This window comes from Streptomyces sp. McG3 (genome assembly GCF_018619185.1).
GTDB lineage: Bacteria > Actinomycetota > Actinomycetes > Streptomycetales > Streptomycetaceae > Streptomyces.
Genome location: NZ_JAAXYC010000021.1, coordinates 1 through 25346 on the forward strand (window position 1 = coordinate 1; position 25346 = coordinate 25346).

The following is a 25346-nucleotide window of genomic DNA, read 5'->3' on the forward strand; positions in this document are numbered from 1 at the left end:
CCTCCGGCGGTTCCACCGGCATGGCGCGCCCCTCGGCGCCCCGTCCCGGCGGTGCCCCGCGCCCCGGTGGCGGCTCGGAGCGCCCCGGCGCCCCGCGTCCCCAGGGCAGTGGCCCCGGCGGCGCCCCGCGCCCCCAGGGCGGTCAGGGTCAGGGCGGTGCCCGTCCCACTCCGGGCGGCATGCCCCGCCCGCAGGCTCCGCGTCCCGGCGGCGGTCCCGCCGGTAACCGCCCCAACCCGGGCATGATGCCGCAGCGTCCCGCGGCGGGCCCGCGTCCCGGCGGTGGCCCCGGCGGTGGCCGTGGTCCCGGCGGCGGTGGCGGTCGTCCCGGCGGTGCCGGTGGCGGCGGTCGTCCCGGTGGCGGCGGCGGCTTCGCCGGTCGTCCCGGTGGCGGCGGCGGTGGCGGCTTCGCCGGCCGTCCGGCCGGTCCCGGTGGCGGCGGCGGTGCCGGTCGTCCCGGTGGTGGCGGCGGCTTCGGCGGTCGTCCCGGCTTCGGTGGCCGTCCCGGTGGCCCCGGTGGCCGCGGTGGCACACAGGGTGCGTTCGGCCGTCCCGGCGGTCCGGCGCGTCGTGGCCGTAAGTCGAAGCGGCAGAGGCGCCAGGAGTACGAGGCCATGCAGGCCCCGTCGGTCGGCGGCGTCATGCTGCCTCGCGGCAACGGACAGGCCGTCCGGCTGTCGCGCGGCGCCTCGCTCACCGACTTCGCGGAGAAGATCAACGCCAACCCGGCGTCGCTCGTCGCCGTGATGATGAACCTCGGCGAGATGGTCACCGCCACGCAGTCCGTTTCCGACGAGACGCTCCGGCTTCTCGCCGAGGAGATGAACTACGTCCTGGAGATCGTCAGCCCCGAGGAGGAGGACCGCGAGCTGCTCGAGTCCTTCGACATCGAGTTCGGCGAGGACGAGGGCGGCGAAGAGGCTCTGGTCTCGCGTCCGCCGGTCGTGACCGTCATGGGTCACGTCGACCACGGTAAGACCCGACTGCTGGACGCGATCCGCAAGACGAACGTCGTCGCGGGCGAGGCCGGCGGCATCACGCAGCACATCGGTGCGTACCAGGTCTCCTCCGAGGTCAACGGCGAGGACCGCAAGATCACCTTCATCGACACCCCGGGTCACGAGGCGTTCACCGCCATGCGTGCCCGTGGTGCGAAGTCGACCGACATCGCGATCCTCGTGGTGGCGGCCAACGACGGTGTGATGCCCCAGACGATCGAGGCGCTGAACCACGCCAAGGCGGCCGAGGTGCCGATCGTGGTCGCGGTCAACAAGATCGACGTCGAGGGTGCCGACCCGACCAAGGTGCGCGGTCAGCTCACCGAGTTCGGTCTGGTGGCCGAGGAGTACGGCGGCGACACCATGTTCGTCGACATCTCCGCCAAGCAGGGCCTCAACATCGAGGCGCTCCTGGAGGCCGTCGTCCTCACCGCCGACGCCTCGCTGGACCTGCGGGCCAACCCGGAGCAGGACGCGCAGGGTATTGCGATCGAGTCCCACCTCGACCGCGGTCGCGGTGCCGTCTCGACCGTCCTGGTCCAGCGCGGAACGCTGCGCATCGGTGACACGGTGGTCGTGGGCGACGCCTACGGCCGAGTGCGCGCCATGCTCGACGACAACGGTCAGAACGTCCAGGAAGCGGGTCCCTCGACCCCCGTCCTGGTGCTCGGTCTCACCAACGTCCCGGGCGCCGGCGACAACCTCCTGGTGGTCGACGAGGACCGTACGGCCCGTCAGATCGCCGAGAAGCGTGCCGCCCGTGAGCGCAACGCCAACTTCGCCCGCAAGGGCGTCCGGTTCTCCCTGGAGAACCTGGACGAGGCGCTCAAGGCCGGTCTGGTCCAGGAGCTCAACCTCATCATCAAGGGCGACGCGTCCGGTTCGGTGGAGGCTCTCGAGTCCTCGCTGCTCCAGCTCGACGTCGGCGAAGAGGTCGACATCCGGATCCTGCACCGCGGTGTGGGTGCGGTCACCGAGTCGGACATCAACCTGGCGACCGGCTCCGACGCCATCGTGATCGGCTTCAACGTGCGCGCCGCAGGGCGTGCCGAGCAGATGGCCGAGCGCGAAGGCGTGGACGTCCGGTACTACTCGGTCATCTACCAGGCGATCGAGGAGATCGAAGCGGCCCTCAAGGGTCTGCTCAAGCCGGAGTACGAAGAGGTCGAGCTCGGCACGGCGGAGATCCGCGAGATCTTCCGCTCGTCCAAGCTGGGCAACATCGCCGGTGTGCTGGTCCGCTCCGGCGAGGTCAAGCGCAACACCAAGGCGCGCCTGCTGCGCGATGGCAAGGTCATCGCGGAGAGCCTCAACATCTCCGGTCTGCGCCGCTTCAAGGACGACGTCACCGAGATCCGCGAAGGCTTCGAGGGCGGTATCAACCTCGGAAACTTCAACGACATCAAGATCGACGACGTCATCGCGACGTACGAGATGCGCGAGAAGCCGCGAGGCTGATCACCTCTCGGGTCCGCGAGGATCCGCAGGGATTCGGAAGGGGTCCGGGAGTTCGCTCCCGGACCCCCTCCACCACGGTCGGGGCCGGTCGACGGGTCGTATTTCCGTCGATCGGCTCCGGCCGTTCCGGTACGGTTCTGATGTCCCCGGCAAGCTCTGGCGGGGCACGAACCCGAACCGGCGGGACATCCGGACACACATGTATGTGGGGACCCTGTCCTTCGATCTGCTCCTCGGCGACGTACGGTCGTTGAAGGAGAAGCGTTCCGTCGTCCGCCCGATCGTCGCCGAGCTCCAGCGCAAGTACGCGGTGAGCGCGGCCGAGACCGGCGGACAGAATCTCCACCGCAGGGCCGAGATCGGCCTTGCCGTGGTCTCCGGTGACACCGGACACCTCACGGACGTACTGGACCGCTGCGAACGGCTGGTCGCGGGACGCCCCGAGGTGGAGCTGCTGTCGGTGAGACGGCGGCTGCACAGTGACGAAGACTGACAGTCGAGCGAAATCAGAAGGAAGAGTGACGGACCGGTGACCGACAACGCGCGGGCCCGCAAGCTGGCCGATCGCATCCAGGTCGTGGTCGCGGAGACCCTGGACCGGCGAATCAAGGATCCGCGGCTGGGATTCGTGACGATCACGGACGCCCGGGTCACCGGCGACCTGCGGGAGGCCACGGTCTTCTACACGGTCTACGGCGACGACGAGGAGCGCGCGGCCTCCGCCGCGGCGCTGGAGAGCGCCAAGGGCGTCCTCCGCACCGAGGTCGGCCGGCAGACCGGGGTCAGGTTCACGCCGAGCCTGGCCTTCGTCCCGGACGCCCTCCCGGACAACGCCCGCACCATCGAGGACCTCCTCGACAAGGCGCGGGCCAAGGACGCGGAGGTGCGCCAGGTGTCCACGGGCGCGCAGTACGCCGGCGACGCCGACCCGTACCGCAAGCCCGAGGACGAGGACGACGAGACCGACGGATCCTCCGAGAAGAACGAGGGCCCGGCCTCCGCATGACCGAGCAGACCACCACGCCGGACGGCCTTGTCATCGTCGACAAGCCGTCCGGCTTCACTTCGCACGACGTCGTCGCCAAGATGCGCGGCATCGCCCGCACCCGGCGGGTCGGCCACGCCGGCACGCTGGACCCGATGGCGACCGGCGTCCTCGTTCTCGGGGTCCAGCGGGCCACCAAGCTGCTGGGCCACCTCGCCCTGACCGAGAAGGAGTACCTCGGCACGATCCGGCTCGGCCAGGACACCGTCACCGACGACGCCGAGGGCGAGATCACCTCGTCCACCGACGCCTCCGGCGTGAGCCGCGCGTCCATCGACGCCGGGGTTGCCGCACTCACCGGCCGGATCATGCAGGTCCCGTCCAAGGTCAGCGCCATCAAGATCGACGGCAAGCGGTCCTACGCGCGGGTGCGCGGCGGCGAGGAGTTCGAGATCCCGGCCCGTCCGGTGACCGTCTCCTCCTTCCGCCTCTACGACGTCCGCGAGGCCGTCGCCGAGGACGGCACCCCCGTCCTCGACCTGGTCGTCTCCGTCGTCTGCTCCTCGGGGACCTACATCCGCGCCATCGCCCGCGACCTCGGCGCCGGACTCGGCGTCGGCGGCCACCTGACAGCGCTGCGCCGCACCCGGGTCGGCCCGTACGGACTGGACGCGGCCCGGACGCTCGACCAGCACCAGGAGGAGCTGACCGTGATGCCGGTCGCCGAGGCGGCCGCCTCCGCGTTCCCCCGCTGGGACGTGGACGAGAAGCGCGCCAAGCTGCTCCTCAACGGCGTACGGCTGGACATGCCCGCCCATCCGCCGGGGCCGGTCGCGGTCTTCGGGCCCGACGGCGCGTTCCTCGTGCTCGTCGAGGAGGAGAAGGGCAAGGCCAAGAGCCTCGCCGTCTTCGCCTGAGCCGCGAGGCCGAATCCGCCACGCGGGCCCTTCCCTGCCGCGTCCCGCACCCCGTGCGACGCGGAAGGCCATGCGTGGAGCGGGCACCCACCCCCCACCCGGGCGCCCGCTCCACGTTCCCCTCCCCGGCACCATTCCTGCTCCTCGCGGGACACGCTTATTCACCCCATTGGACGGGCGCTCGGAGTGAATACCGGGGGCGTGGGGGGCGCTTTCATCGTCCGCGCGCTCCAGGAGATCACCGGCGGCCTAACGTCGCACCATGGGCAGTGGGGACCGGTCGAAGCTGGTAAGAATCTGTGATCAGGCCGGCCGGCCGCGAGGGACGGGATTCGTCGCGGACGACCGCGGCACGGTCGTCACCGCCCACCAGGCCGTGACCTCCCCGGGCCCGCTCCTCCTCCACGGCACCGGCGGCCGCACCCGCACCGTCGGCCCCGACGACATCACCGCGCTCCCCGCCCTCGGCCTCGCCCTCCTGCGCACCGGCGGCCCCGACGCCCTCGACGCGGAACCCCTGCCCATCGCCGGACGCGACCGCGCCGAGCCCGGCGGCTACGTGGACATCGCCGCCCACGGGCGGCGCGAGGCCCGGGTGCTCGGCACCACCCCCGCCACGTACACCGCACCGGACGGCGTCGGCCACCCGGTCCCCGCCGCCCTGGAGCTGGCCCTCGGCACCGACGGCCGCGACGCCCTGCGCTCCGGGGGCGCGGCCATCGGCGGGCCCGTCACCGACCCGGCCACCGGCGCGGTCGTCGGCATCCTCTGCACCGCCCTCACCGCCCCGCACGAGGCGGCCGGCCTCGCCCTCCCGATCATCCGGGGCGCGGACGACACGCTGGACGCCCTGCTGCGCCGCAACGCCACCGCCGCCCCCGCCTACGGCCCCGACCTCAACCTCGCCGGGGCCCTCCAGCTCACCGCCACCTCCGTCGGCTCGGCGGACGGCCCGCGAGCCCGCACCGCCCCGGTCGAGCGCGCCGACGTCCACGCCGAGCTCGCCGCCTTCGCAGCGGGTACGGGCCCGGTCCTCGGCCTCGTCGGAGCGCCCGGCACCGGCCGCACCACCGAGCTGGCCGCCCTCGCCGCCCGCCGCGCCGACGGCGGCGCGCCCGCCCCCACGCTCTGGCTGCGCGGCGCGGACCTGCTGGCCGAGGACACCTCGATCGCGGACGCCGCGGGCCGGGCCCTCACCCGCGCCGCCCGGATCGTCGCCGCGGCGGGCGCCCGCGGCGACATGAGCACGGCCACCCCGGAGCGCGTCGCCCGGCTCGCCGCCGACGCCGGGCAGCCGCTCCTGGTGGTCCTCGACGGCCCCGAGGAGATGCCGCCGCTGCTGGCCCACCGGCTCGCCGACTGGACGGCGGACACCACCGCCTGGCTGCGGGAGCAGGGCGTCCGGCTCGTCGTGGCCTGCCGCCCCGAGCACTGGGAGACCGCGGGCGCCCTCTACCCGCCGGGCGCCCTGCACCGCCCGCACCGACCCGCCCGCAGGCTGCCGTCCGCCCTGCGCCTGGGCGACCTCACCCCCGAGCAGGCCGAGCGGGCCAAGGAGGCCTATGGCATTCCGCCCGCCGCCCTCGCCCCCGGCCACGACCGGCACCCGCTCACCCTGCGACTCCTCGCCGAGGTCCGCGCCGCGCTGCCGCCCGGGGTGCCGGGCCGGCCCGACACCGAGGACGTCTTCGGCGCCCACCTCGACCTGCTGTGCGTGCGCGTCGCCGTCCGGATCGCGGCCGCCGCCGACGAACAGCCCCGCGGCGCCGCCGTGCGCCGGCTCGCCGCCCGGGTCGCGGGCCAGGTCCACGAGGCGGCCCGCCGCTGTCTCGGCCCCGGGCAGGGCGAGCTGGACCGGGCTGCCTTCGAGGAGATCTTCCCCTGGCGCACCGGCTGGGCCTCCGCCGTCCTCACCGAGGGCCTCCTCGTCCCCGCCGGTGCGGGCTACCGCTTCGCCCACGAGGAGCTCGGCGACTGGGTGCAGGGCGCCCACCTCGACCTGGACGCGGCCCTGCGGTCCCTGGTGCACCGCTGGCACCGGGGGAGTACCGGCCCGGACCGGGTGCCGCACCCCCGCACCGCCGGCGAACCCCGCAGCCTGCCCGTTCCCCGGCACCGCATCGGACCGGTGATCCAGGCGATGGTGCTCCTCGGCCGCCGCCAGGGCACCGCCGCGCTCGCGCACCGGATGGCCGACCTGATCGAGGCGCTGGACCGGCTGTGGACCGACGCGGGCCCGCGCGACGAGGACGCCGCATGGTGGGCGGCCCACCTGCTGAACGGCAGCCTGCTGCGGGTACCCGACGCCCGCCCCTATCTCGGCGTCCTGCGGGTCCTCGCCGGACGCATCACCCGCCGCTCCGCCGCCCCCGAAGGACCCGGGGACCTCGGGGCGTACGGGGAGTTCGGGCCCTGGTTCTGGCGGCGGCTGAGGCTGCCCGAGGACGACCGGATCGACCTGCTCCGCCGCCTCGTACCCGCCGACGGACTGCCCCGCACCGACGGCGACGAACGCTATCTGGACGCGGTCGCCCGCCGCCTCGCCCTCGACCCGCCCGCCGTGCAGCCGCTGCTGTGCCGTTGGTTCACCGACGAACGCCCACTGCTCGTGGGCCCCGACGCGCCGGACGTCCCGCTGCGCCCCACGGTCGCCGCCGCCGCGCAGGCTCTGCTGTACGCCCGCCGCGATCTGGCCCTCGACGAGCTGACCGACGCGCTGATCGCCACCCCGCACCAGCGCGCCGGGGAACTGCTGCTGGCCCTCGCCGAGGACGAGCCCACCGCGCTCTGCCGGGCCGTGGAGCGCTGGGCCCGCGACGAGGACCGCCCGGCCCGCCGCTCCGCCGCCGCCCGCTACGCCGGACTCCTCCAGCAGCGGGTCACCGCCGAGGGCGACCGGGCCCTGCTGCGCTCCGCCGCCCTCGTGCTGCTGGACCGCTCCGAGGACGCCGCCCTGCACGCCGCCGCCCTCACCCTGCTCGTCCGCGACCCGGTGGCCAGGAGAACCCACCTCCCCGGGGCGCTGCGCGCGTTCGCCGCCGGAGACCCCCGGCTGCCCGTCGAACTGCTCGCCGAGGTGTTCCCGGCCCACCAGGAGCCGGTCCTCGCCGCTCTCCGCGCCCGCCTCGCCCGCCCCGGGGACGGTGGGGGAGCGGTGCTGCGGGCGCTGGCCGGGCTCGACACGCCCGCGCTCGCGCTGCACGTCGCCGGACTCGTACGGGAGTACATCGACGCCCATCCCGAGGACGGCACGCACGCCGCCGAGTACGTGGACCTCCGCCTGGAGCACGGTCCGGCCGCCCGGGCACTCCTCCTGCCCCTGGTGACCGGGCTGCTGCGGGACCGCCCCGCACCGCCGCCGGTCCGCGCCGCGCTCGCCCGGGTCCTCGCCGGGGCCGGCAGCGCCGCGTCCCGGCCGCTGCGGGCGGAGCTGCTGGAGGTCCTGCTGGAGTTCGAGCAGGTCACCGGCCGGGACCCGGATGTGCTGGAGGCCCTTCTCCGGGCCGCCGCCGAGGGCTCGGAGCGCCGCCCGGAGATCCGTACACGCGCACTCGTCCACCGCACCGGGATGCTGCTGGTCCGCACCCCCGAGGGCGCCGCCCGTTTCGACCGGGGGCTGGTCGAGCTCGCCCGCGACGTGCCCGGATTCGCCGCACTCGTCACCCGCTGGCTGGCCGACGCCCCGCAGGAGTGGGCGGCGGTCGTGGGGCCGAGCGCCCGGCGCACGGTCGAGGCGTTGGAGACATCACGCCCGTCGATGCCGATGCCGATGCAGGCGGCGGGACGTGAGCATGGCAGTCTTAGACCTGCGTAATCGACATACACACGTACACAGGTTCGGGCGAGGAGCGGTCACAGTGCAGCGCTGGCGTGGCTTGGAGGACATCCCCCAGGACTGGGGGCGCAGCGTCGTCACCATCGGCTCCTACGACGGCGTGCACCGCGGACACCAGCTGATCATCGGCCGGGCCGTCGAGCGCGCCCGTGAGCTGGGCGTCCCGTCGGTCGTCGTCACCTTCGACCCGCACCCCAGCGAGGTCGTCCGCCCCGGCAGCCACCCGCCGCTGCTCGCCCCGCACCACCGCCGCGCCGAGCTGATGGCGGAGCTGGGCGTGGACGCCCTGCTGATCCTGCCGTTCACCGCCGAGTTCTCCAAGCTGTCGCCCGCCGACTTCATCGCGAAGGTCCTCGTCGACCGGCTGCACGCCAAGGCCGTCATCGAGGGCCCCAACTTCCGCTTCGGCCACAAGGCCGCCGGGAACGTCGCGCTCCTGACCGAGCTGGGCGCCACCTACGACTACACCGTCGAGGTCATCGACCTGTATGTCACCGGCGAGGCGGGCGGCGGACAGCCGTTCTCCTCCACGCTCACCCGGCGGCTGATCGCGGAGGGCGATGTCGCCGGTGCCGCCGAGATCCTCGGCCGCCCGCACCGGGTCGAGGGCATCGTGGTGCGCGGCGCGCAGCGCGGCCGGGAGCTGGGCTTCCCGACAGCCAACGTCGAGACCCTGCCGCACACCGCGATCCCCGCCGACGGCGTCTACGCCGGCTGGCTGGAGGTGGCCGGTGAGTCGATGCCCGCCGCGATCTCGGTCGGCACGAACCCGCAGTTCGACGGCACCGAGCGGACCGTCGAGGCGTACGCCATCGACCGCGTCGACCTGGACCTGTACGGGCTGCACGTGGCCGTCGACTTCCTCGCGTACGTCCGCGGCATGCTGAAGTTCGACTCGATCGACGAGCTCCTGGTCGCCATGGCCGCCGACGTGAAGCGCTCCAGCGAGCTGACCGCCGCGTACGGCCTCACCCACTGACGACGGGCCCCACCCCCACCGTGCGGTCCGCCCGTCGACGGCGGATGCTGACAGGGTGCGTGACATCCTGCCCGCCCTCCGTGCCCGGTGCGCCGAAGGCGTCCCCTTCGCCCTGGCGACCGTCGTCGCCGTGCACGGCAGCGCGCCCCGTGACCCGGGCGCCGTCATGGCCGTCGACGCGGCGGGGACCGTGGTCGGCAGCGTGTCCGGAGGCTGTGTCGAGGGCGATGTGTACGAAGTCGCCCGCGAGGTGCTCGCCGGGGCCGGGCCGCGCGTGGTGTCGTACGGGATCAGCGACGACGAGGCGTTCGGGACCGGCCTGACCTGCGGTGGCACGATCGAGGTCCTGGTGCGCGGCTACGCGGCCGCCGCCGAACGCGAGGACCTCGCGGCCGTGCTGGACCTGATCGCCGCCGACCGGCCGGTCGCCGAGGCCACGGTCCTGTCCGGAGCGGCGGAGACCGGGGCCCGCCTGGTCGTCCGGCCCGCCGGCACACCCGCCGGCCCCGGCACTCTGGGTTCCGAAGGGCTGGACGCCGCCGTCACCGACGACGCCCGGGGGCTGCTGGCCCAGGGACACACCGCGATCCAGTGGTACGGGGCGCACGGCCAGCGCCGGATGCAGGAGGTCGCCGTCTTCGTCCGGACGTACGCCCCGCCGCCCCGCATGCTCGTCTTCGGCGCGATCGACCACGCGGCGGCCACCGCCCGCATCGGCTCGTTCCTGGGCTACCGGGTCACCGTCTGCGACGCCCGCCCCGCCTTCACCACCCGGGAGCGCTTCCCCACGGCGGACGAGGTCGTCCGCGCCTGGCCGCACACCTACCTGGAGTCCACCGAGGTCGACGCCCGCACGGTGATCTGTGTGCTCACCCACGACCCCAGGTTCGACGTGCCCCTGCTCGTCGCGGCCCTGCGCACGCCCGCCGCGTACATCGGGGTGATGGGCAGCCGCCGCACCCACCACGACCGGCTGGCCCGACTGCGCGCGGCCGGGGTGGACGAGACCCGCCTCGGACGCCTCGCCTCACCCGTGGGCCTCGACCTCGGAGCCCGTACGCCGGAGGAGACGGCGGTCTCGATCGCCGCCGAGATCATCCAGCACCGCTGGGGCGGCACGGGCCGGCCGCTCGGCGAACTGACGGGCGCGATCCACCACGGCGGACCGGGCGTCCCGGAGTAGTCAGGGCACCGTCGCGTCGCCTCGCGCGGCGTTCCCCTCCGCCTGCGGCGGCAGGACGCCACCGCCCTCACCCGGGCGGTCCATCGCCCGCCATTCGGGCCGCAGCCCCGTCAGATTCGTGGTGAGGAAGTACGCCGCCCCGCAGGCGAGCAGCACCGGAGTCAGTCCGACCGCGGACACCGCCGCCCCCGCGAGCAGCCCGCCGAGCGGGATTCCCGACCAGGACAGCGAGTCACCGAGCGCGTTGACCCGGCCCAGCATCCGGCGCGGCACCCGTTCGACGAGCACGGCCCCCAGCACAGGGTTGATGAAGCCGGCGCCGAACCCGCTGACGGCGAAGACGGCCAGGACCGCGCCCAAGGGGGCGTCGACGGCGAGGACCAGGAATCTCGGCGCCCCGGCCAGCAGGAATCCGCCGAGGACCACCACCCTGCGGCGCAGTCGGTGCGCGGCCATCGCGGCGATGAGACTCCCGCCCACCGCGGCAGCCCCCATCACACTGCCGATGAGGCCGATCGCCGCCGGGCCGTTTCCGGACTCCCCGGCCCAGACGGGAAGCAGCAGGGTGGTCATCGCCGCGTCCAGCAGGTTGGTGATCCCGAGCATGACGATCACGGCGAGCAGCAGCGGTTCGTGGCGAAGGAAGGTGAAGCCCTCTCCGAACCGGCGCCAGTAGCCCGCCTCCTTTCCGCCGCCCGGTGCCGAGGGGTCCACGACCGGCTGCCCCATCCCGCGGGGCAGCGCGACGGCCACGACGACCGAACCGAGGGCGAAGCAGACCGCGTTGACGACCAGGCCCGTCATGGGGCCGAACAGCGCCACCAGGGCGCCGCCCGCCGCCGGGCCGATGGTGGAGGCGAGCCGCTCGATCACGCCGGACAGGCCCATGGCCCGCTCCAGGGGTGTTCCGGCGCGCTCGGCGGCCTCCGGGACCATGACTTCCTTGGCCAGGTCGCCCGGGCCGCGTGCCGCGCCGATCACCGCGACCAGGCCCAGCAGGACGGGGAAGGAGAGCAGGTCCAGGGCGTGGAGAAGCGGGATCGCGGAGGCGGCGGCCGCGCTCGCCAGATCCGTGGTCCAGGAGACGGCCCGCGGCCCGGTCCGGTCCACCAGCGGGCCGGTGAACGCCTTGACCACCACGTAGGGCGCCATCTCGCAGAAGGCGACCAGACCGGTGAGGGTGGCGCTGCCCGTGGTGACGAGCACGAACCAGGGCAGGGCCACCAGAGAGATCCGCGTACCGGTCACGGACACGGCGATGGCGGTCAGTACCCCGGCCAGCGGCTTTAAGGACCGCTGCGCGGAGGTTCCGCCGCCGCCGGGAGCGTCCGCCGTCACCGCGCCTCCGTTCCCGGCGCGGGGGCGTCCAGCTCGGGCAGGATATGGGTGATGACACCGACCCGCTCAGCGCCCTCGGGGGCGCTTGCCGCGGTCTCAGGGGTGTCCCGCCGGTAGCGCGTGATGACCCCGGCCAGCTCTTCGTACAGGGCGGTGGTCTCCTCGGGCGTGAGCCGGAGGGCCCAGTCGCTCATGTCGAAGGCGTTCCGCCAGGCGCGGGGCATCGTCTGAAGCCCGTTCAGGGTCTGCTGGGTGCGCAGGGTGTGGAGGGCGGCGACGGACTGCTGGTAGGCGAGTGCGGCCTCGGGCTCCTGCTCGGTCAGCTCCGGATCGTTGAACCAGATCGTCCGGTGCACCGAACGCCACCAGCGCTCGCGTGCGTTGCCGCGCTCCGTGTCCTCCTCGACGAAGCCGGCAGCGCCGAGCTGACGCAGGTGGTAGCTGGCCGTCCCGGAGTTCACCCCCAGCCGCTCCGCGAGGCGGGTGGCCGTCGACGGGCCGTGCTTCCCGAGTAGTCCGACCAGCCGCACGCGTACCGGATGCGCCAGGGCGCGCAGCCCCTTGGCGTCCAGGACGACCGATCCCTCTTCGGCGACCGGGGCGTCCGGCCTGGCTGACGCGTCATCTGTCATGAGGCACACCCTAGACCGCAAAGAGTTCTTCGCAAAGAGTTCTTCGCGAAGGAGTGTTCGCAAAAGAGTGTTGGCGAAGAACTCTTCGTGGTCAGTTCCGGCGATCCGGCCGATGAGTTCCGGGCCGGACGGGCGTCATCACCTGGGGGACCGCCCGCAGGCAAGCGTTCGCACCGAAGGAGACACCGTGGCCAAGCTCATCTACTCCATGATCACCTCGCTCGACGGCTACGCCGAGGCGGCGGAGGGCGGCCTCGGCACCGGGGCCGAGGATCCGGAGGTGCACACCTTCGTCGGCGACCTCTTCCGCCCCGTCGGCACGTACCTCTACGGCCGGCGGATGTACGAGACGATGGTCTACTGGGAGACCGCGCACACCGAGCCCGACCAGCCGCCGCACATCCTGCAGTACGCCCGTGACTGGCAGGCCGCGGAGAAGGTCGTGTACTCCACGACGCTCGACGAGGTGTCCAGCGCGAGGACCAGGGTCGAGCGGACCTTCGACCCGGACGCGGTGCGCTGGCTCAAGGCCGAGGCCGAACACGACCTCACCGTCGACGGCCCGAACCTCGCCGCCCAGGCCATCGCGGCCGGCCTGGTGGACGAGTACCACCTCTTCATCACCACGAGCGTGGTCGGCGGCGGCAAGCGGTTCTTCCCCGACGGCGTGCGCCTCGACCTCGAACTGGTCGAGGAGCACGCCTTTGCCGGCGGACTGATCCACGCCCACTACCGGACCCGATGAACAGCACCTGCCTCTCAGGCGGGCGCCCCGGCGGGCCTTCCCGCGTCCTCCCCGCCGCACGCCGCCGCCCAGTGGCACGCCACCTGCGTGCCCCCGCCGCCGCTCAGCACCGGCAGATCCACCGTGCGGCATGCCTCCGCCACGCCCGCCCGCTCCGCCTCGCCCGAGGCCAGGACCTGGCAGCGGACGTGGAAACGGCAGCCGCCGGGCACCTTCGAGGGGTCCGGCGGCTCCCCGGCCAGCACGACCGGTTCGCCCTCCGCCTCCGGGAGCACGGACAACAGGGCCCGGGTGTACGGATGCCGGGGGGCCGTCAGCAACTGCTCGACCGGGCCCGTCTCGACGATCCGGCCCAGATACATCACCGCCACCCGGTCCGCGATGTTCCAGGCGAGCCCCAGGTCGTGGGTGACCACCAGCGCCGAGAGCCCCAGCTCGTCCCGCAGGCGCAGCAGCAGCGCCAGGATCTCGCCCCGTACCGACGCGTCCAGCGACGCCACCGGCTCGTCGGCCACGATCAGCTCCGGCTCCAGCACCAGGGCCCCGGCGATCACCACGCGCTGGCGCTGACCGCCCGACAGCTCGTGCGGGAAGCGCAGGAAGAACCGCTCCGGCGGTCGCAGCCCCGCCCGGGAAAGGGCTTCCGAGACGGCCGCCCGCTCGTCGCCCGCGTACCCGTGGATGCGCAGACCCTCGGCCACCGCGTCGTACACCGTGTGCCGGGGGTTGAGCGAGCCGCTGGGGTCCTGGAGGACCAACTGCACGCGCTTTCGGTACGCCTTGAGCGCCCGGCCCGTGTAGTCGAGCGGTGCGCCGCCGAAGGTGACCCGGCCCGAGGTGGGCGGGACCAGGCCGAGCAGGGAACGGGCGAGCGTCGTCTTGCCGCAGCCGGACTCGCCGACCAGCGCGACGATCTCGCCGGGCCGGATGTCGAGGTCGACGCCGTCCACGGCACGGGCGGTGGCGGCCCCGCGCCGGCCGGGGAAGGCCACCTTCAGCGTCTCGGCGCTGAGCAGGGGAGCCGCGGTGACGGGAGGCGTGGCACCGGTCGGAGGGGTGGCGCTCATGTCGTGCTCCTCGCGTCGTCGGCGGCCGGGGCGTCCACCAGGACGCAGGCCGCCCGGTGCTCGGCCCCGGACCCCCGCAGCTCCTGGTCCTCGGTGGCGCAGGAGTCGAGCGCCACCGGGCAGCGCGGATGGAAGGTGCAGCCGCCCGGCAGCGCCGAGGGGTCCGGCGGGTCTCCCGGCAGGCCGCGCGGGGCGTGCCGGGAGGAGAGGTCCCCGATCCTCGGGAACGCGGCGGAGAGTGCCTTGCCGTACGGGTGGCGGGCGTCCGTGTACACCTGCCGGGCGGGGCCCTCCTCGACGACCCGGCCCGCGTACATCACCGAGAGCCGGTCACAGGTGTCGGCGAGGACCGCGAGGTCATGGCTGATCATGATCAGCCCGACGCCCTGGTCCGCCACGAGCGCCTCGATCAGCCGCAGGATCTGCGCCTGGATCATCACGTCGAGGGCGGTGGTCGGCTCGTCCGCGACGATCAGCAGCGGATCGCAGGCCAGCGCCATGGCGATCATCACGCGCTGCCGCTGACCGCCCGACAGCTCGTGCGGATAGGACTGGGCCCGGGCGGCGGGCAGCCCCACCTGCTCCAGCAGCTCACCGGCCCGCTTGCGGGCGGCGGCGGGGGTCGCCCTGCTGTGGAGCAGGACCGGCTCGGCGATCTGGTCCCCGACCCGGTGCACGGCGTTCAGCGAGTGCATCGCGCCCTGGAAGACGATCGACGCGCCCGCCCAGCGGACCGCCCGCAGCCGCCCCCACTTCATGGTCAGGACGTCCTCGCCGTCGAGGAGGATCTCGCCGCTCAGCGTGGCCGTCGCGGGCAGCAGCCGCAGCAGCGCGAGGGCCAGCGTCGACTTGCCGCAGCCGGACTCACCGGCGATGCCGAGCTTCTGCCCGGCCTCGACCCGCAGATCGACCCCCCGTACGGCGGGGACGGCGTCGGCCCCGCCCCCGTACGTGACGGTCAGGTTCCGCACCTCCAGGAGCGGCGGATCGCCGACCGGCTTCGACGGGCCGGGAGAGCCGGACGGGTCCGGATTCGGCGTGGTGGTCGTGGTCGTGGCGGTCAACGGGACACCCCCAGCTTGGGGTTGAGCACGGACTCGATGGCGCGGCCGCACAGCGTGAAGGCCAGGGCGACCACGGCGATGGCGAGTCCGGGCGGAGCGAGGTACCACCAGTTGCCGGAGCTGACCGCGCCGGCCTCGCGGGCGTCCTGGAGCAGACCGCCCCAGGAGACGATCGTGGGATCGCTGAGCCCGAGGAAGGCGAGGGTCGCCTCGGTGAGGATGGCGGTGGAGATCACGAGCGTGGTCTGGGCCAGTACCAGCGGCATCACATTGGGCAGGACGTGACGCGACATGATGTGGCGGTGTCCGCCGCCGAGCGCCCGGGAGCGTTCGATGTACGGGCGGGACTCGACGGACAGCGTCTGGGCGCGGACCAGACGTGCGGTCGTCGGCCAGGTCGTGACACCGATCGCCAGGATCGTCGTCCACACCGACCGGGACAGGACCGTGGCCAGGGCGATGGCCAGCACCAGGGTCGGCATCACCAGGAACCAGTCGGTGACCCGCATGATGACGGTGGCGTACCAGCCCTTGAAGTGGCCCGCGGTGATCCCGATGAGGGTGCCGATCGCCACGGACAGGAAGGCGGCGAGCAGCCCGACCGTCAGCGAGACCCGGGTGCCCCAGAGCATCAGGGCCAGCAGGCTGCGGCCGAACTGGTCGGTCCCGAGCGGGAACTCACCGCTCGGCGCCTCCATCGGGCCGCCCGGGGCGTTGGTCACGCTCTGCGAGTCGGCTCCGACCAGCAGCGGGGCGGTCAGCGCGAGCAGGGCGATCACCGCCAGCACGGCGAGTCCGACGAGACCGGCGCGGTGCGTGCGGTACTGCCGCCAGAAGCGGGCCACCGCCTGCCGCCGCCGGGCCCGGGTGAGGGCGCGCGGGCTCTGTACCGGGACCACCTTCTCCGGCTGCCCGGAGGGCTTCGGGGCGTCCGGCTCCAGCGGCCCGGACTTCTGCATCGACGTCGTCATCGGCCCACCCGGGGATCGAGCAGCGGATAGATCACATCGGCCAGCGTGTTCATCAGGATCACCGCGGCGGCGAACACGAAGAACAGCGCCTGCACCAACGGCAGGTCGGGCACGCTCAGCGCCTGGTAGAAGAGGCCGCCGAGCCCCGGCCAGGAGAACACCGTCTCCACCAGGATCGCCCCGGCGACCGTCGTGCCGAGGTTCACGAAGAGCAGCGTCACGGTCGGCAGCATCGCGTTCGGCACGGCGTGCTTCCGGCGGACGAGGTCGTCGCGCAGCCCCTTGGCGCGGGCGGTCGTCAGATAGTCGCTGCCCATCTCGTCCAGCAGCGAGGAGCGCATCACCAGCAGGGTGCGCGCGTACTCCACGGCGACGAGCGTGACGACGGGCAGCACCATGTGGTGGGCGATGTCCAGCACCCGGTCGAAGCCCTCGGTGTCGCCGGACTCCATACCGCCGGTCGGGAAGAGCCCGGGGATCGGGCCGATGCCCACCGACAGGGTGATGATGAGGAGCAGGCCGAGCCAGAACGAGGGCACCGAGTACAGCGTCAGCGCGAACGCGGTGTTGGCACGGTCCCCGGCACTGCCGTTGCGCCACGCGGAGCGGGCGCCCAGCCAGATGCCGAGCAGCGTGTAGATCACGAAGGCGGTGCCGGTCAGCAACAGGGTGGCCGGCAGCGCCTCGGCGATCTTGTCGACGACCGGGGCGCGGAACTGGTACGACGTACCGAAGTCGCCGGTCAGCGCCTTGCCGCAGTACTGGGTGAACTGCTCCCACAGCGGCAGGTCGAGGCCGAACTCACGGCGCATCGCCGCGATCTGCTCGGTCGACACCTGACGGCCGCCGGTCATCTGCTTGACCGGGTCGCCGGGGATCAGCCGGAAGAGGAAGAAGCTGGTGACGAGGACGGCGAAGAGGGAGACGGCCGCCCCGGCGAGCTTGCCCGCCGCGTAGCGGGCGTAGGCGGCGGTGGAGCGGGAGCGGGGGGAGCGGGCCGACGGCCCGGCCGGAGCCGGGCCGCCGGATTCGGTGCTCTCCACGCCCGCCGCGCCCTCTCGCAGGGCGGGAGTGCTTTCTGAGCTCATGGACTATTCACGGTCTTCCGCGGTGGAGCGGCGACGCATGGCGAACAGGAGTCCGCCACCGGCGAGGACGACGACGGCGATCCCGACCCCGATGAGCACCCCGGTGGAGCTGCCACCGGAGTCGGAGGAACCGGACGAGGAGGCCCCGGCGGCCGGGACCGCCGACCACCAGCTCCAGTAGCCGTCCTGGCCGTAGATGTTGCCCGCGGCCGACGGCATGGTGGTGATGGACTCGATGTGGTCGGTGCGGTAGGCCTCGACGGCATTCGGGTACGCCATGACGTTCATGTACCCGGTGTCGTACAGCCGTGACTCCAGTTGCTTGACCAGATCCGCCCGCTTGGCGGGGTCGTACTCGGCCAGTTGCTTCTTGTAGAGCTCGTCGTACTGCTTGTCGCAGATGAAGTTGTCGGTCGAGGCCGTCTCCTTCGCCTTGGCCGGCAGGGCATCGCAGGTGTGGATCGACAGGACGAAGTCGGGGTCGGGGTTGACGGACCAGCCGTCGAAGGCGAGGTCGTACTCACCGGCGTACCAGGGGTCGGAAACGTTGTCGAGGCAGTCGACCTTCAGCCCGATGCCCTGCTCGCCCCACCACTCCTGGAGGTACTTGCCGATCGCCTTGTCGTTGGGGTCGGTGGCGTGGCAGAGGATGCGGAAGTCGAGCGGCTTGCCGTCCTTGCCGACGCGCTTGCCCGCCCCGTTCTTCTGGTACCCGGCCTCGTCCAGCAGGGCCGCGGCCTTCGCCGGGTCGTAGGCCAGCTTCTGGTCCGCCGACGGCTTCCAGAAGTAGTCACCGAAGCGCGGCGGGATGTAGCCCTCGCCCACGACGGCGTGGCCCTGGAAGACCTTGTCGATGATGGTCTTGCGGTCGACCGCCATGAACAGCGCGTGCCGCACCTTCTGGTCCAGCAGCGCAGGGTGCCCGTCGCCGAACTTCTGTCCGTCCTTCGTGCGGGCGCCGGGGTTGACGGCGAGCGCGAAGAAGCGGCGGCCCGGGGCGTCGTTCACCTTGATATCGGGGGCGCTCTCCAGCGAGGCGGACTGGGCCGGGGTCAGACTGGGGCTGCCCGCGACGAAGGACACCTCGCCCTTGCGCAGGGCGGCCACGGCCGCGTCCTGGTCCTTGTAGTAGCGGAAGACCAGTTCGTCGAACTTGGGGGACCCGCGCCAGAAGTCCTTGTTGGCCTTCAGCTTCACATAGCTGTCGACCTTGTAGTCCGTCACGATGAACGGACCGTTCCCCACGATGGGGAACTCCTTGTCGTTGTTGAACTTCGAGAAGTCGCCGACCTTCTCCCAGAGGTGCTTCGGGACGATCGGCACATCGAGCGCGGCCATCGTGGCCTGCGGCTCCTTCAACGTGATGACCAGCTTGTCCTTGCTGGGCGCGGTCACCTTCTCGAAGTTGCCGACGAAGCTGCCGTTGGAGGTCGCGGCGGCCTCGTCCGTCATCATCTTGTTGAACGTCCAGGCCGCGTCCTCGGCGGTGGCCTGCTGCCCGTCGGACCACTTCGAGTCCGAGCGGATCGTGTACGTCCACGTCAGCTTGTCCGCGGAGGGCTCCCACGCGGTGGCGAGGCCCGGGACCGCCTTGTTGTCCTTGGGGTCGTAGTTGGTGAGGAAGTCATACATCAGCCGCAGGACGCTCGTGCTGAGCAGCCGCTGCGCCAGGAACGGGCTGAGCGAGTCGACGCTCTGCGCGACGGCGACCGTGAGCGTCGTCTTCCCGTCGTCCGCACGCGCCTCGGAGGGGGCGGGCGCGAGCAGGTTTCCGGGTACGACGGATCCGGCGGTGAGTGCCAGGGCGGCCAGGCCGGAGGCCAGCAGGAGGCGCAGGCGTCGGCGTGGCCGGGTGGAGTGGTGGGGAACTCTAGTGACCATGGACGGGGACCTCGCGTCATCACTCGCTGAAGAAGGCGGGTAGATCTCTGGTTCGCCAGTTGGTGAAGCGAAGGTTTATCAGCGGTGGTCGAGGCTCGTCAACGGTCAGTCAAACAGCGTGTGGGCTGCGGGAATAGCGGAAGGGCCCGCACCGCGCGAGCGGTACGGGCCCTTCATCGGCCCTCATTGGTCTCAACCACTTCGGCCCTACTGCTGGGGCTCCGGCGGCGGCTGCGGAGGCGTCTGCTGCCAGCCGGCGGGAGGCACCGGACCCTGCAACTCGGGCTGGCCTGCCGGGTTGGCCTGCCCGCCCTGCTGCTCCGGCTGCGCCTGCTGCGGCACACCGGCCCCGGGCGCACCCGGCCCGGCCTGCGGGGGAGGCGCCTGGAGCCACCCGTTCTGCGGTCCGCCCGGTGCCCCCTGCTGGGCGTAGGGCCCACCCGGCTGACCTGCCGCCTGATATCCCCCGTACGGCGGCTGTCCACCGTAGGGCTGCTGCTGGGCGTAGGGCTGCTGCTGCCCCTGCTGCCCCTGCTGCCCCTGCTGCCCCGGCTGGGGGTGCCCGGGGTGCTGCGGCTGCTGCGGGTAGGGCCGGCCGGGGCCAGGCTGCTGCGGTGCGTACGGCTGCTGGCCCGGGAACTGCTGACCGGGGATCTGCTGTCCGGGAACGTGCTGACCGGGGGCGCCCGGCTGACCCGGCATCGGCTGTCCCGGCATCGGCTGTCCCGGCGCCGGGTAGCCCTGCTGCCCGGGCATCGGCGGGGCGAACTGCGGCGGCGGGTTCTGGCCGTCCCCCGTCCACAGCCCCTGCTGCTGCTGGGCCCGGGCGAAGTCCTCGGCCACCAGCGCCGAGAGGTGGAAGTACGCCTCACGGGTCTTGGGCCGCATCATGTCGAGGTCGACCTCGGCGCCCGCCGCCAGGTGCTCGTCGAACGGCACGACGACGACTCCGCGGCAGCGCGTCTCGAAGTGCTGGACGATGTCGTCCACCTTGATCATCTTTCCGGTCTCGCGAACCCCGGAGATGACGGTCAGCGAACGCTGCACCAGGTCGGCGTAGCCGTGCGCCGAGAGCCAGTCCAGCGTCGTCGACGCGCTGGACGCGCCGTCGACCGAGGGCGTCGAGATGATGATCAGCTGGTCGGCGAGGTCGAGCACCCCGCGCATCGCGCTGTAGAGCAGCCCGGTGCCCGAGTCGGTGAGGATGATCGGGTACTGCTTGCCGAGCACCTCGATCGCGCGCCGGTAGTCCTCGTCGTTGAACGTCGTGGAGACCGCCGGGTCCACGTCGTTGGCGATGATCTCCAGACCGGAGGACGCCTGCGAGGTGAAACGCCGGATGTCCATGTACGAGTTGAGGTACGGGATCGCCTGCACCAGGTCGCGGATGGTCGCCCCGGTCTCGCGGCGCACCCGTCGGCCCAGTGTGCCGGCGTCCGGGTTGGCGTCGATGGCGAGGATCTTGTCCTGCCGCTCGGTGGCCAGCGTCGAACCCAGCGCGGTCGTCGTGGTGGTCTTGCCGACACCGCCCTTGAGGCTGATGACGGCGATCCGGTAGCAGGACAGCACCGGGGTGCGGATCAGCTCCAGCTTGCGCAGCCGCTCGGCCTCCTCCTTCTTGCCGCCCAGCTTGAACCGGGAGGCGGCGGAGGGGTTACGGCTGCTCTTGGCCTTCTGCTTGCCCCGCACCAGCCGGTCGGAGGAGAGCTCGACCGCCGCCGTGTACCCGAGCGGGGCGCCGGGCACCGACCGCTCGCGCTGGTCGTGCGCGACCGGGGTGGGCCAGGCTCCGCCCATACGCGGGTCGACAGGCGGTTGTTGCTGCTGCTGCGGCGGTTGAGCCTGGGCCGGGAAGGGCGCGTGCGGCTGCGGCGCGTTGGGCGCTTGACCCGGGTGGCCCGGCTGACCCGGGTGGCCGGGCTGCGGGAAGCCGTAGCCGCCCTGCGGCGGGAAGCCGTACCCGCCCGCGCCCTGGGGGGCCTGCGGGTGCGCATGAGGCGGCAGCGGTGCTCCGGGGCCGTGCTGACCCTGCTGACCGGGGAACGGCTGCTGCTGGTGCGGCTGATGGGGAGCCTGGGGTGCGTGAGGGGGCTGGAGAGACTGAGGTGCTTGCGGCGGCTGTCCCGTCTGCGGGAAGCCATAGCCGCCGGGCGCCTCGTTCGCCGGGGCGGAACCGGGCCACTGCGCCGCGGGCTGCGGCGCGGAGGGCCCCGGAGCGGCCGGCTGGAAGGTGGGCGGCAGCGGCGGCAGCGCGCCCCCCTGTGCGGGCGGCGACCACGGCACCGGTGCGGCGGCGGCCTGCGGGGCTTCGGCGACGGGAGGCGGTACGTCCTGGGGCGCGACGCCCTGGGGACCCGCGTCCAGGGGTACGACATCCTGCGCGCCCGTGCCCGTAACGCCTTCGGGGGCGGGAGCGGGTACGCCATCGAGGCCCGGGGTCTCGTCGGTGCTCGCTCCGGCCGTGCCGCCGTCCTCGGAATCCGCCGAGCCCGCTTCCGTACGGGAGACGGCCTCGGAGTCCGTGTCGGCGAGCGGGGGAAGGGATGAGGCGCCCGGCTCGGAAGACGTATCGAAGGACGTGGATGACGTGGAGGACGTAACGGACGGGGAAGCGTCCTCGGAGCCCGAACCGGAGGCGAGAGCGTCGGGCTTCCCGTCGTCCGTCGTCGATCCCGCACCGGACAGGCCGTCCGCGGCAGCCCCGGAACCCGCCCCTTCGGTAGAACCGGCCGCGGCTTCCGCCTCGCGCTCCGCGATCTCCCGCTTGAGCGCGGCGGGCGAGAACCGCATCGTCGAACCGCTCTCCACGTCACCGCCGCCGAACGGACCGGCATCCCCGCTGTCGGCCGCGGGAGCGGTGGCCGGAGCGTCCTGCGCCCGTGTGTGCGGAGCGGGGGCGTCCGGAGCCTGGACGTGCGGAGCCTGCGTGTGCGGAGCGGGAGCGTACGGCGTCTCCGGTACGGCGGGGGAGACCGGGGCCTCCGGAGCCGCCGGGACGGCCGGCTCGGCGTGCGCCGGAGGGGCGGGCGCCCAGTTGGGGTCGAAGCCGCCCGGCGTCGCCGACAGGTCGGGCGAGGGCAGGGGCGCCCCGACCGGCGGCGGAGGCGGCGCCAGGTGTGAGCCCGCTCCTCCCGACGAGTCCCCCGCCGCGTTCTGCGTGTACCAGGCGGGAGGGGTGTAGTCGATGGTGAACTCACCCGTCATCTCGGCGGGATCCGCGTCGGACGACTCGTCGACGGGCATGTCCCATCCGCCGCGGATCTCGTTCCGATCGCCGTTCACTTTGCCTCCTGGTGTGGTCGAGCACCCTTGTGCCGTGGTGGGTGGGGGCGACCGTTCCCGATGTGCCGGTACGCCCGGCTCTCCCCCTTGCGACGCGCATCACCTGCTCGCAGGTTTCTTCTGCCGCGCCCCACCCACCCTAATCGCCATCCGGTGAACTCAGGCAGGGCGTAGGGCACGGCAAACCCCGCCCCACGGGCCATGTGTCACACCCCGGTGAACGACGTGCGAAGGAAAGGGGGCGACGAGACGGTCAATCCGTGCCATACGCGTACAGCGTGAAGCGGGAAAGCTCACTCGGGCGGCCCCCCCTTCGCGGCGCTCCGCGCCTCCGCGGGACCGGACCCGGGGGACTGAACCCGGGGGACCGAGCCTGTGCGACGCCGAACCCGCGTGCCGCCGGACCTGTGCGAGGGATCTGTGTGAGGGGGGCCTAGGTGAGGAGACCTAAGTGAGGTCGAACTCACCGTCGCGAGCGCCCAGGACGAACGCCGTCCACTCCGCCTCCGTGTACCGCAGGACGGTGTCCGGGTCCAGCGAGGAGCGCATGGCGACGGCGCCGCCCGGCAGATGCGCGATCTCGACCCGCTCCTCGGCCTCCTCGGTGCCGGGCGCGCTGAGCCACGTCACATCCGAGATGTCGAGAGCGTAGAGCTCGTCCTTCTCCTGCTGGGTGCCCATGACGGCGTCCCTTCGATCGAACGGATTCGGTGCGTGGTCCATGTTCCCCGGAGGGAGGGGTGTTCGTGGGCCGAACGGTGCAGGAATCAGTCCATCCGGCGAGCTGTGCCCAGCAGTCCGGTCTCCGCGTCCGTGGCGTTCGTCATCACCCAATGGTGCTCGCGCCCCGCCACCCAGAGGGTGACACCGTCCGCCAGGGTGGGCAGCGCCTCGTACTCGGCGCGCGCCAGTCCCAGGATCCGGCCGATCTGCTCGGCCTCGCCGGGCGAAACCCGCTGGATGCCCACCAGCGCGGACGACCGCATCAAGCGCGGTGCGACAGGGCTCAGATAAGGAAGCAGCGTCAGCACGGACTGCCACGGCGAGGACACCACCCGGCCGCGCGGCGGGCGCATGCCGCAGTCCCGCACGACGACCACGGGGCTGCCCACGGTCGCTCCCGTCGGCGGAACACGGCCCACGTCGTACAGCGACACGCACTCCAGCCCGGCGCCCGCCGCCTGGGCGAGCGTGGTCCAGGCCTGGACACGACCGGTCTCGACCGCCACCCGGGCACCGGTGCCCGCCGCCCGCAGCGCCAGGACCTGTGCCGTCCACAGCCCGCCGATCAGCGTGACGTCGTACGGCACCGGTCGGTGGAAGCCGATCAGCTGCGGCTTGTTGTTCGCGTCGTTGCCGATGATCACGCCGTCGTCGCCGACCGGCAGGGACAACGCCCCCAGGTGGTCCGCGGCCACGGTGTGACCCGCGTGCCGGGGGCCGCGCAGCCCGCGCCGGGGCTCGGTCCGGTTGCTCACTGTGCGCCTCCCAGCGGGAGCGTGGCCAGGACGCCCGGCAACTGCTCGCGGTCCAGTCGTGCCAGCCCCACCTTGGCGTGCCGGGCTGCCTGCTCCAACGTCCTTCTCACACCGATCAGTTCGGTGTCCGAACCGCCGGTGACCCGCACATGCCCGGCCACGCTCGTCGAACCCTGGCGCACCCCGCGGCGCACCGTCAGGCTGAACGTCGTCGCGTACGCCGGCACCGAGGTCAGCAGCGCGACCAACTGCGGCAGCGGCGTCGCGCCCCGGCCCAACTCGGGCCAGCGGTCCACCGCGTACGTGGTGTGCCAGCGGTCGTCGCACCGCCAGACCCGGGACGTCTCCATCGTGCGCCGCTGCGGAGCGGCATCCGGCCGGCCCGCCCGCCCCGACAGGATGGGATTGGCGCACGCGGAGGTGGCCACGGCGGAGTTCAACTCTTCCTGGTCCAGCACCGCGGCCTGGAAACCGGCGCCCGTGATCCGGCTCGCCACATGGTCCGCGACCCGCACCAGGCAGCGCTGCGCACCCTCCAGCCCGCCGCCGCGCGCGTCGATGGCCTCACGGCACAGCTCGGGATCCAGCTTCACCGCCACCCACGTCATCCGCAGGGCGGGCGCACCGGTCTGGTCCTGCAACGGAGCGTAACTGAGCCGGGCCACCGACTGCTGCGGCAGATGAGGGGCCGGCGCGCACCGCACCTGCTGCACCAACTGCGCCGACTCCAGCACGATGTCGTCGACCTGGAGGGCGTCGCCCAGCAGCGACAGCGGGAGCGACCGGGCGCCGAACGCGGGCCTCAGCGACTCGCCGCTCGCCTCCACCCGCACCACGGCCGTCAGGAACGTGCCGTCGCCGAGCATGCCGACCGTCCGGTGGGCCCGGTCCACATACACCTGCGGGCCGAAGCCGGGTACGTTCTCGGCGACCGGCGCCAGCATCGGCTCGGCGTCCGAGGGCGGCGTGGCCGCGGAGCGGCGCCGGGCCCGGAGCCCGAGGGCCCCCGACACCCAGTCCTGGAGCGCGCGGCCCCGTCGGCGTACCACCGCGAGGGCGACCAGCAGACAGAGCACCACGAGCGACGGGATCAGCCAGGCGCCACCGAGCGCCGCGCCCACGGCGGCGATCACGAGGCCCACCTCGACGATCACCATCTGCCGAAGCACGGGGCGCACCCGGTCGGTCCGCGAGATCGAACGCAGCGTCGTCGCGGCGGGGGCGTTCGGACCGGAGGTGCCGGAGGGCTGGGCGGGGGGCGTCGCGGGCGACTCGTTGCTACGTTGCCTCCGGGAAGTCCCGGAGGTTCGACGGCCGGCCCGCCCGGTACGCTCGCGCGTAGCTGCACCCATCGCCGCGTTGCCCCCTCGTGTCCGTATTCACCGCTTTTTACACGGGTGTTGATCGGGTCGTCACCCTACCTGAGCACAGGTAGCGGAACCCCA

19 protein-coding genes are annotated in these 25346 nt (G+C 72.9%); 8 read left to right on the forward strand and 11 right to left on the reverse strand.

Features of this window, described 5'->3' with window-relative positions; all coding sequences use genetic code 11:
- The 7 genes from infB to HET64_RS05825 all read left to right on the forward strand — a co-directional run.
- Positions 1-2456 (forward strand): translation initiation factor IF-2 (gene infB / locus HET64_RS05795; RefSeq protein ID WP_215102969.1); only part of this gene is annotated, 2456 nt, incomplete at its 5' end.
- Between the two features lie 199 nt (positions 2457-2655).
- On the forward strand, positions 2656-2949 hold the full coding sequence (locus HET64_RS05800; RefSeq protein WP_018960670.1) for a DUF503 domain-containing protein: 294 nt from the start codon (positions 2656-2658) through the stop codon (positions 2947-2949).
- Positions 2950-2985: 36 nt separating this feature from the next.
- On the forward strand, positions 2986-3462 hold the full coding sequence (gene rbfA / locus HET64_RS05805; protein WP_215102970.1) for a 30S ribosome-binding factor RbfA: 477 nt from the start codon (positions 2986-2988) through the stop codon (positions 3460-3462).
- Positions 3459-4358, forward strand: coding sequence for a tRNA pseudouridine(55) synthase TruB (gene truB / locus HET64_RS05810; RefSeq protein WP_215102971.1), 900 nt, complete (start codon positions 3459-3461; stop codon positions 4356-4358). The genes rbfA and truB overlap by 4 nt, the downstream gene beginning before the upstream one ends.
- 262 nt (positions 4359-4620) lie before the next feature.
- Positions 4621-8172 carry a trypsin-like peptidase domain-containing protein gene (locus HET64_RS05815; protein WP_215102972.1) on the forward strand — a complete coding sequence of 1184 codons (3552 nt, stop codon included), beginning with the start codon at positions 4621-4623 and terminating at the stop codon, positions 8170-8172.
- 43 nt (positions 8173-8215) lie between these two features.
- Entirely contained in the window at positions 8216-9172 is a 957-nt protein-coding gene (locus HET64_RS05820; protein ID WP_215102973.1) for a bifunctional riboflavin kinase/FAD synthetase, read from the forward strand.
- 55 nt (positions 9173-9227) lie between these two features.
- The gene (locus HET64_RS05825; RefSeq protein WP_215102974.1) at positions 9228-10355 is read left to right on the forward strand and encodes an XdhC family protein; all 1128 of its coding nucleotides are present in this window, start codon (positions 9228-9230) and stop codon (positions 10353-10355) included.
- Here HET64_RS05825 and HET64_RS05830 read toward each other — a convergent pair whose 3' ends face one another.
- Complete coding sequence (locus HET64_RS05830; protein ID WP_215102975.1) at positions 10356-11693, reverse strand: MFS transporter; 1338 nt, start codon at positions 11691-11693, stop codon at positions 10356-10358. It abuts the gene before it with no gap.
- Positions 11690-12325 (reverse strand): transcriptional regulator, encoded by a 636-nt coding sequence (locus HET64_RS05835; protein ID WP_215102976.1) that lies wholly within the window; start codon positions 12323-12325, stop codon positions 11690-11692. Before HET64_RS05835 ends, HET64_RS05830 begins: the two co-directional genes overlap by 4 nt.
- Positions 12326-12512: 187 nt before the next feature.
- Here HET64_RS05835 and HET64_RS05840 point away from each other — a divergent pair, with 187 nt between their 5' ends.
- Positions 12513-13070, forward strand: a complete 558-nt coding sequence (locus HET64_RS05840) for a dihydrofolate reductase family protein (protein ID WP_215102977.1) — start codon at positions 12513-12515, stop codon at positions 13068-13070.
- A 14-nt stretch (positions 13071-13084) separates the two neighbouring features.
- Here the strand turns inward: HET64_RS05840 and HET64_RS05845 are convergent, their stop codons facing one another.
- From HET64_RS05845 to eccE, 9 genes are all read right to left on the reverse strand, one after another.
- Complete coding sequence (locus HET64_RS05845) at positions 13085-14137, reverse strand: ABC transporter ATP-binding protein (protein ID WP_215102978.1); 1053 nt, start codon at positions 14135-14137, stop codon at positions 13085-13087.
- On the reverse strand, positions 14134-15201 hold the full coding sequence (locus tag HET64_RS05850) for an ABC transporter ATP-binding protein (RefSeq protein ID WP_215102979.1): 1068 nt from the start codon (positions 15199-15201) through the stop codon (positions 14134-14136). The genes HET64_RS05845 and HET64_RS05850 overlap by 4 nt, the downstream gene beginning before the upstream one ends.
- Positions 15198-16172 carry an ABC transporter permease gene (locus tag HET64_RS05855; protein WP_215102980.1) on the reverse strand — a complete coding sequence of 325 codons (975 nt, stop codon included), beginning with the start codon at positions 16170-16172 and terminating at the stop codon, positions 15198-15200. The genes HET64_RS05850 and HET64_RS05855 overlap by 4 nt, the downstream gene beginning before the upstream one ends.
- Positions 16169-17260, reverse strand: coding sequence for an ABC transporter permease (locus HET64_RS05860; RefSeq protein WP_215102981.1), 1092 nt, complete (start codon positions 17258-17260; stop codon positions 16169-16171). Before HET64_RS05860 ends, HET64_RS05855 begins: the two co-directional genes overlap by 4 nt.
- A 3-nt stretch (positions 17261-17263) precedes the next feature.
- Complete coding sequence (locus HET64_RS05865) at positions 17264-19141, reverse strand: ABC transporter substrate-binding protein (RefSeq protein ID WP_215102982.1); 1878 nt, start codon at positions 19139-19141, stop codon at positions 17264-17266.
- Between the two features lie 207 nt (positions 19142-19348).
- Positions 19349-22423, reverse strand: a complete 3075-nt coding sequence (locus HET64_RS05870) for an SCO5717 family growth-regulating ATPase (RefSeq protein WP_215102983.1) — start codon at positions 22421-22423, stop codon at positions 19349-19351.
- Positions 22424-22870: 447 nt separating this feature from the next.
- The gene (locus HET64_RS05875; protein ID WP_003965867.1) at positions 22871-23104 is read right to left on the reverse strand and encodes a DUF397 domain-containing protein; all 234 of its coding nucleotides are present in this window, start codon (positions 23102-23104) and stop codon (positions 22871-22873) included.
- An 86-nt stretch (positions 23105-23190) separates the two neighbouring features.
- On the reverse strand, positions 23191-23901 hold the full coding sequence (locus tag HET64_RS05880; protein ID WP_215102984.1) for a hypothetical protein: 711 nt from the start codon (positions 23899-23901) through the stop codon (positions 23191-23193).
- Positions 23898-25253 carry a type VII secretion protein EccE gene (gene eccE, locus HET64_RS05885; RefSeq protein WP_215102985.1) on the reverse strand — a complete coding sequence of 452 codons (1356 nt, stop codon included), beginning with the start codon at positions 25251-25253 and terminating at the stop codon, positions 23898-23900. Before eccE ends, HET64_RS05880 begins: the two co-directional genes overlap by 4 nt.
- Positions 25254-25346 lie beyond the last annotated feature (93 nt).

Excerpts from the sequence above, each read along its gene's own strand:
- HET64_RS05800 (WP_018960670.1), top strand. The coding sequence starts at position 2,656 with ATGTATGTGGGGACCCTGTCCTTCGATCTGCTCCTCGGCGACGTACGG.
- truB (WP_215102971.1), top strand. The coding sequence starts at position 3,459 with ATGACCGAGCAGACCACCACGCCGGACGGCCTTGTCATCGTCGACAAG.
- HET64_RS05815 (WP_215102972.1), top strand. The coding sequence starts at position 4,621 with ATGGGCAGTGGGGACCGGTCGAAGCTGGTAAGAATCTGTGATCAGGCC.
- HET64_RS05835 (WP_215102976.1), bottom strand. The coding sequence starts at position 12,325 with ATGACAGATGACGCGTCAGCCAGGCCGGACGCCCCGGTCGCCGAAGAG.
- HET64_RS05845 (WP_215102978.1), bottom strand. The coding sequence starts at position 14,137 with ATGAGCGCCACCCCTCCGACCGGTGCCACGCCTCCCGTCACCGCGGCT.
- HET64_RS05855 (WP_215102980.1), bottom strand. The coding sequence starts at position 16,172 with ATGACGACGTCGATGCAGAAGTCCGGGCCGCTGGAGCCGGACGCCCCG.
- HET64_RS05860 (WP_215102981.1), bottom strand. The coding sequence starts at position 17,260 with ATGAGCTCAGAAAGCACTCCCGCCCTGCGAGAGGGCGCGGCGGGCGTG.
- HET64_RS05865 (WP_215102982.1), bottom strand. The coding sequence starts at position 19,141 with ATGGTCACTAGAGTTCCCCACCACTCCACCCGGCCACGCCGACGCCTG.
- HET64_RS05875 (WP_003965867.1), bottom strand. The coding sequence starts at position 23,104 with ATGGGCACCCAGCAGGAGAAGGACGAGCTCTACGCTCTCGACATCTCG.
- eccE (WP_215102985.1), bottom strand. The coding sequence starts at position 25,253 with ATGGGTGCAGCTACGCGCGAGCGTACCGGGCGGGCCGGCCGTCGAACC.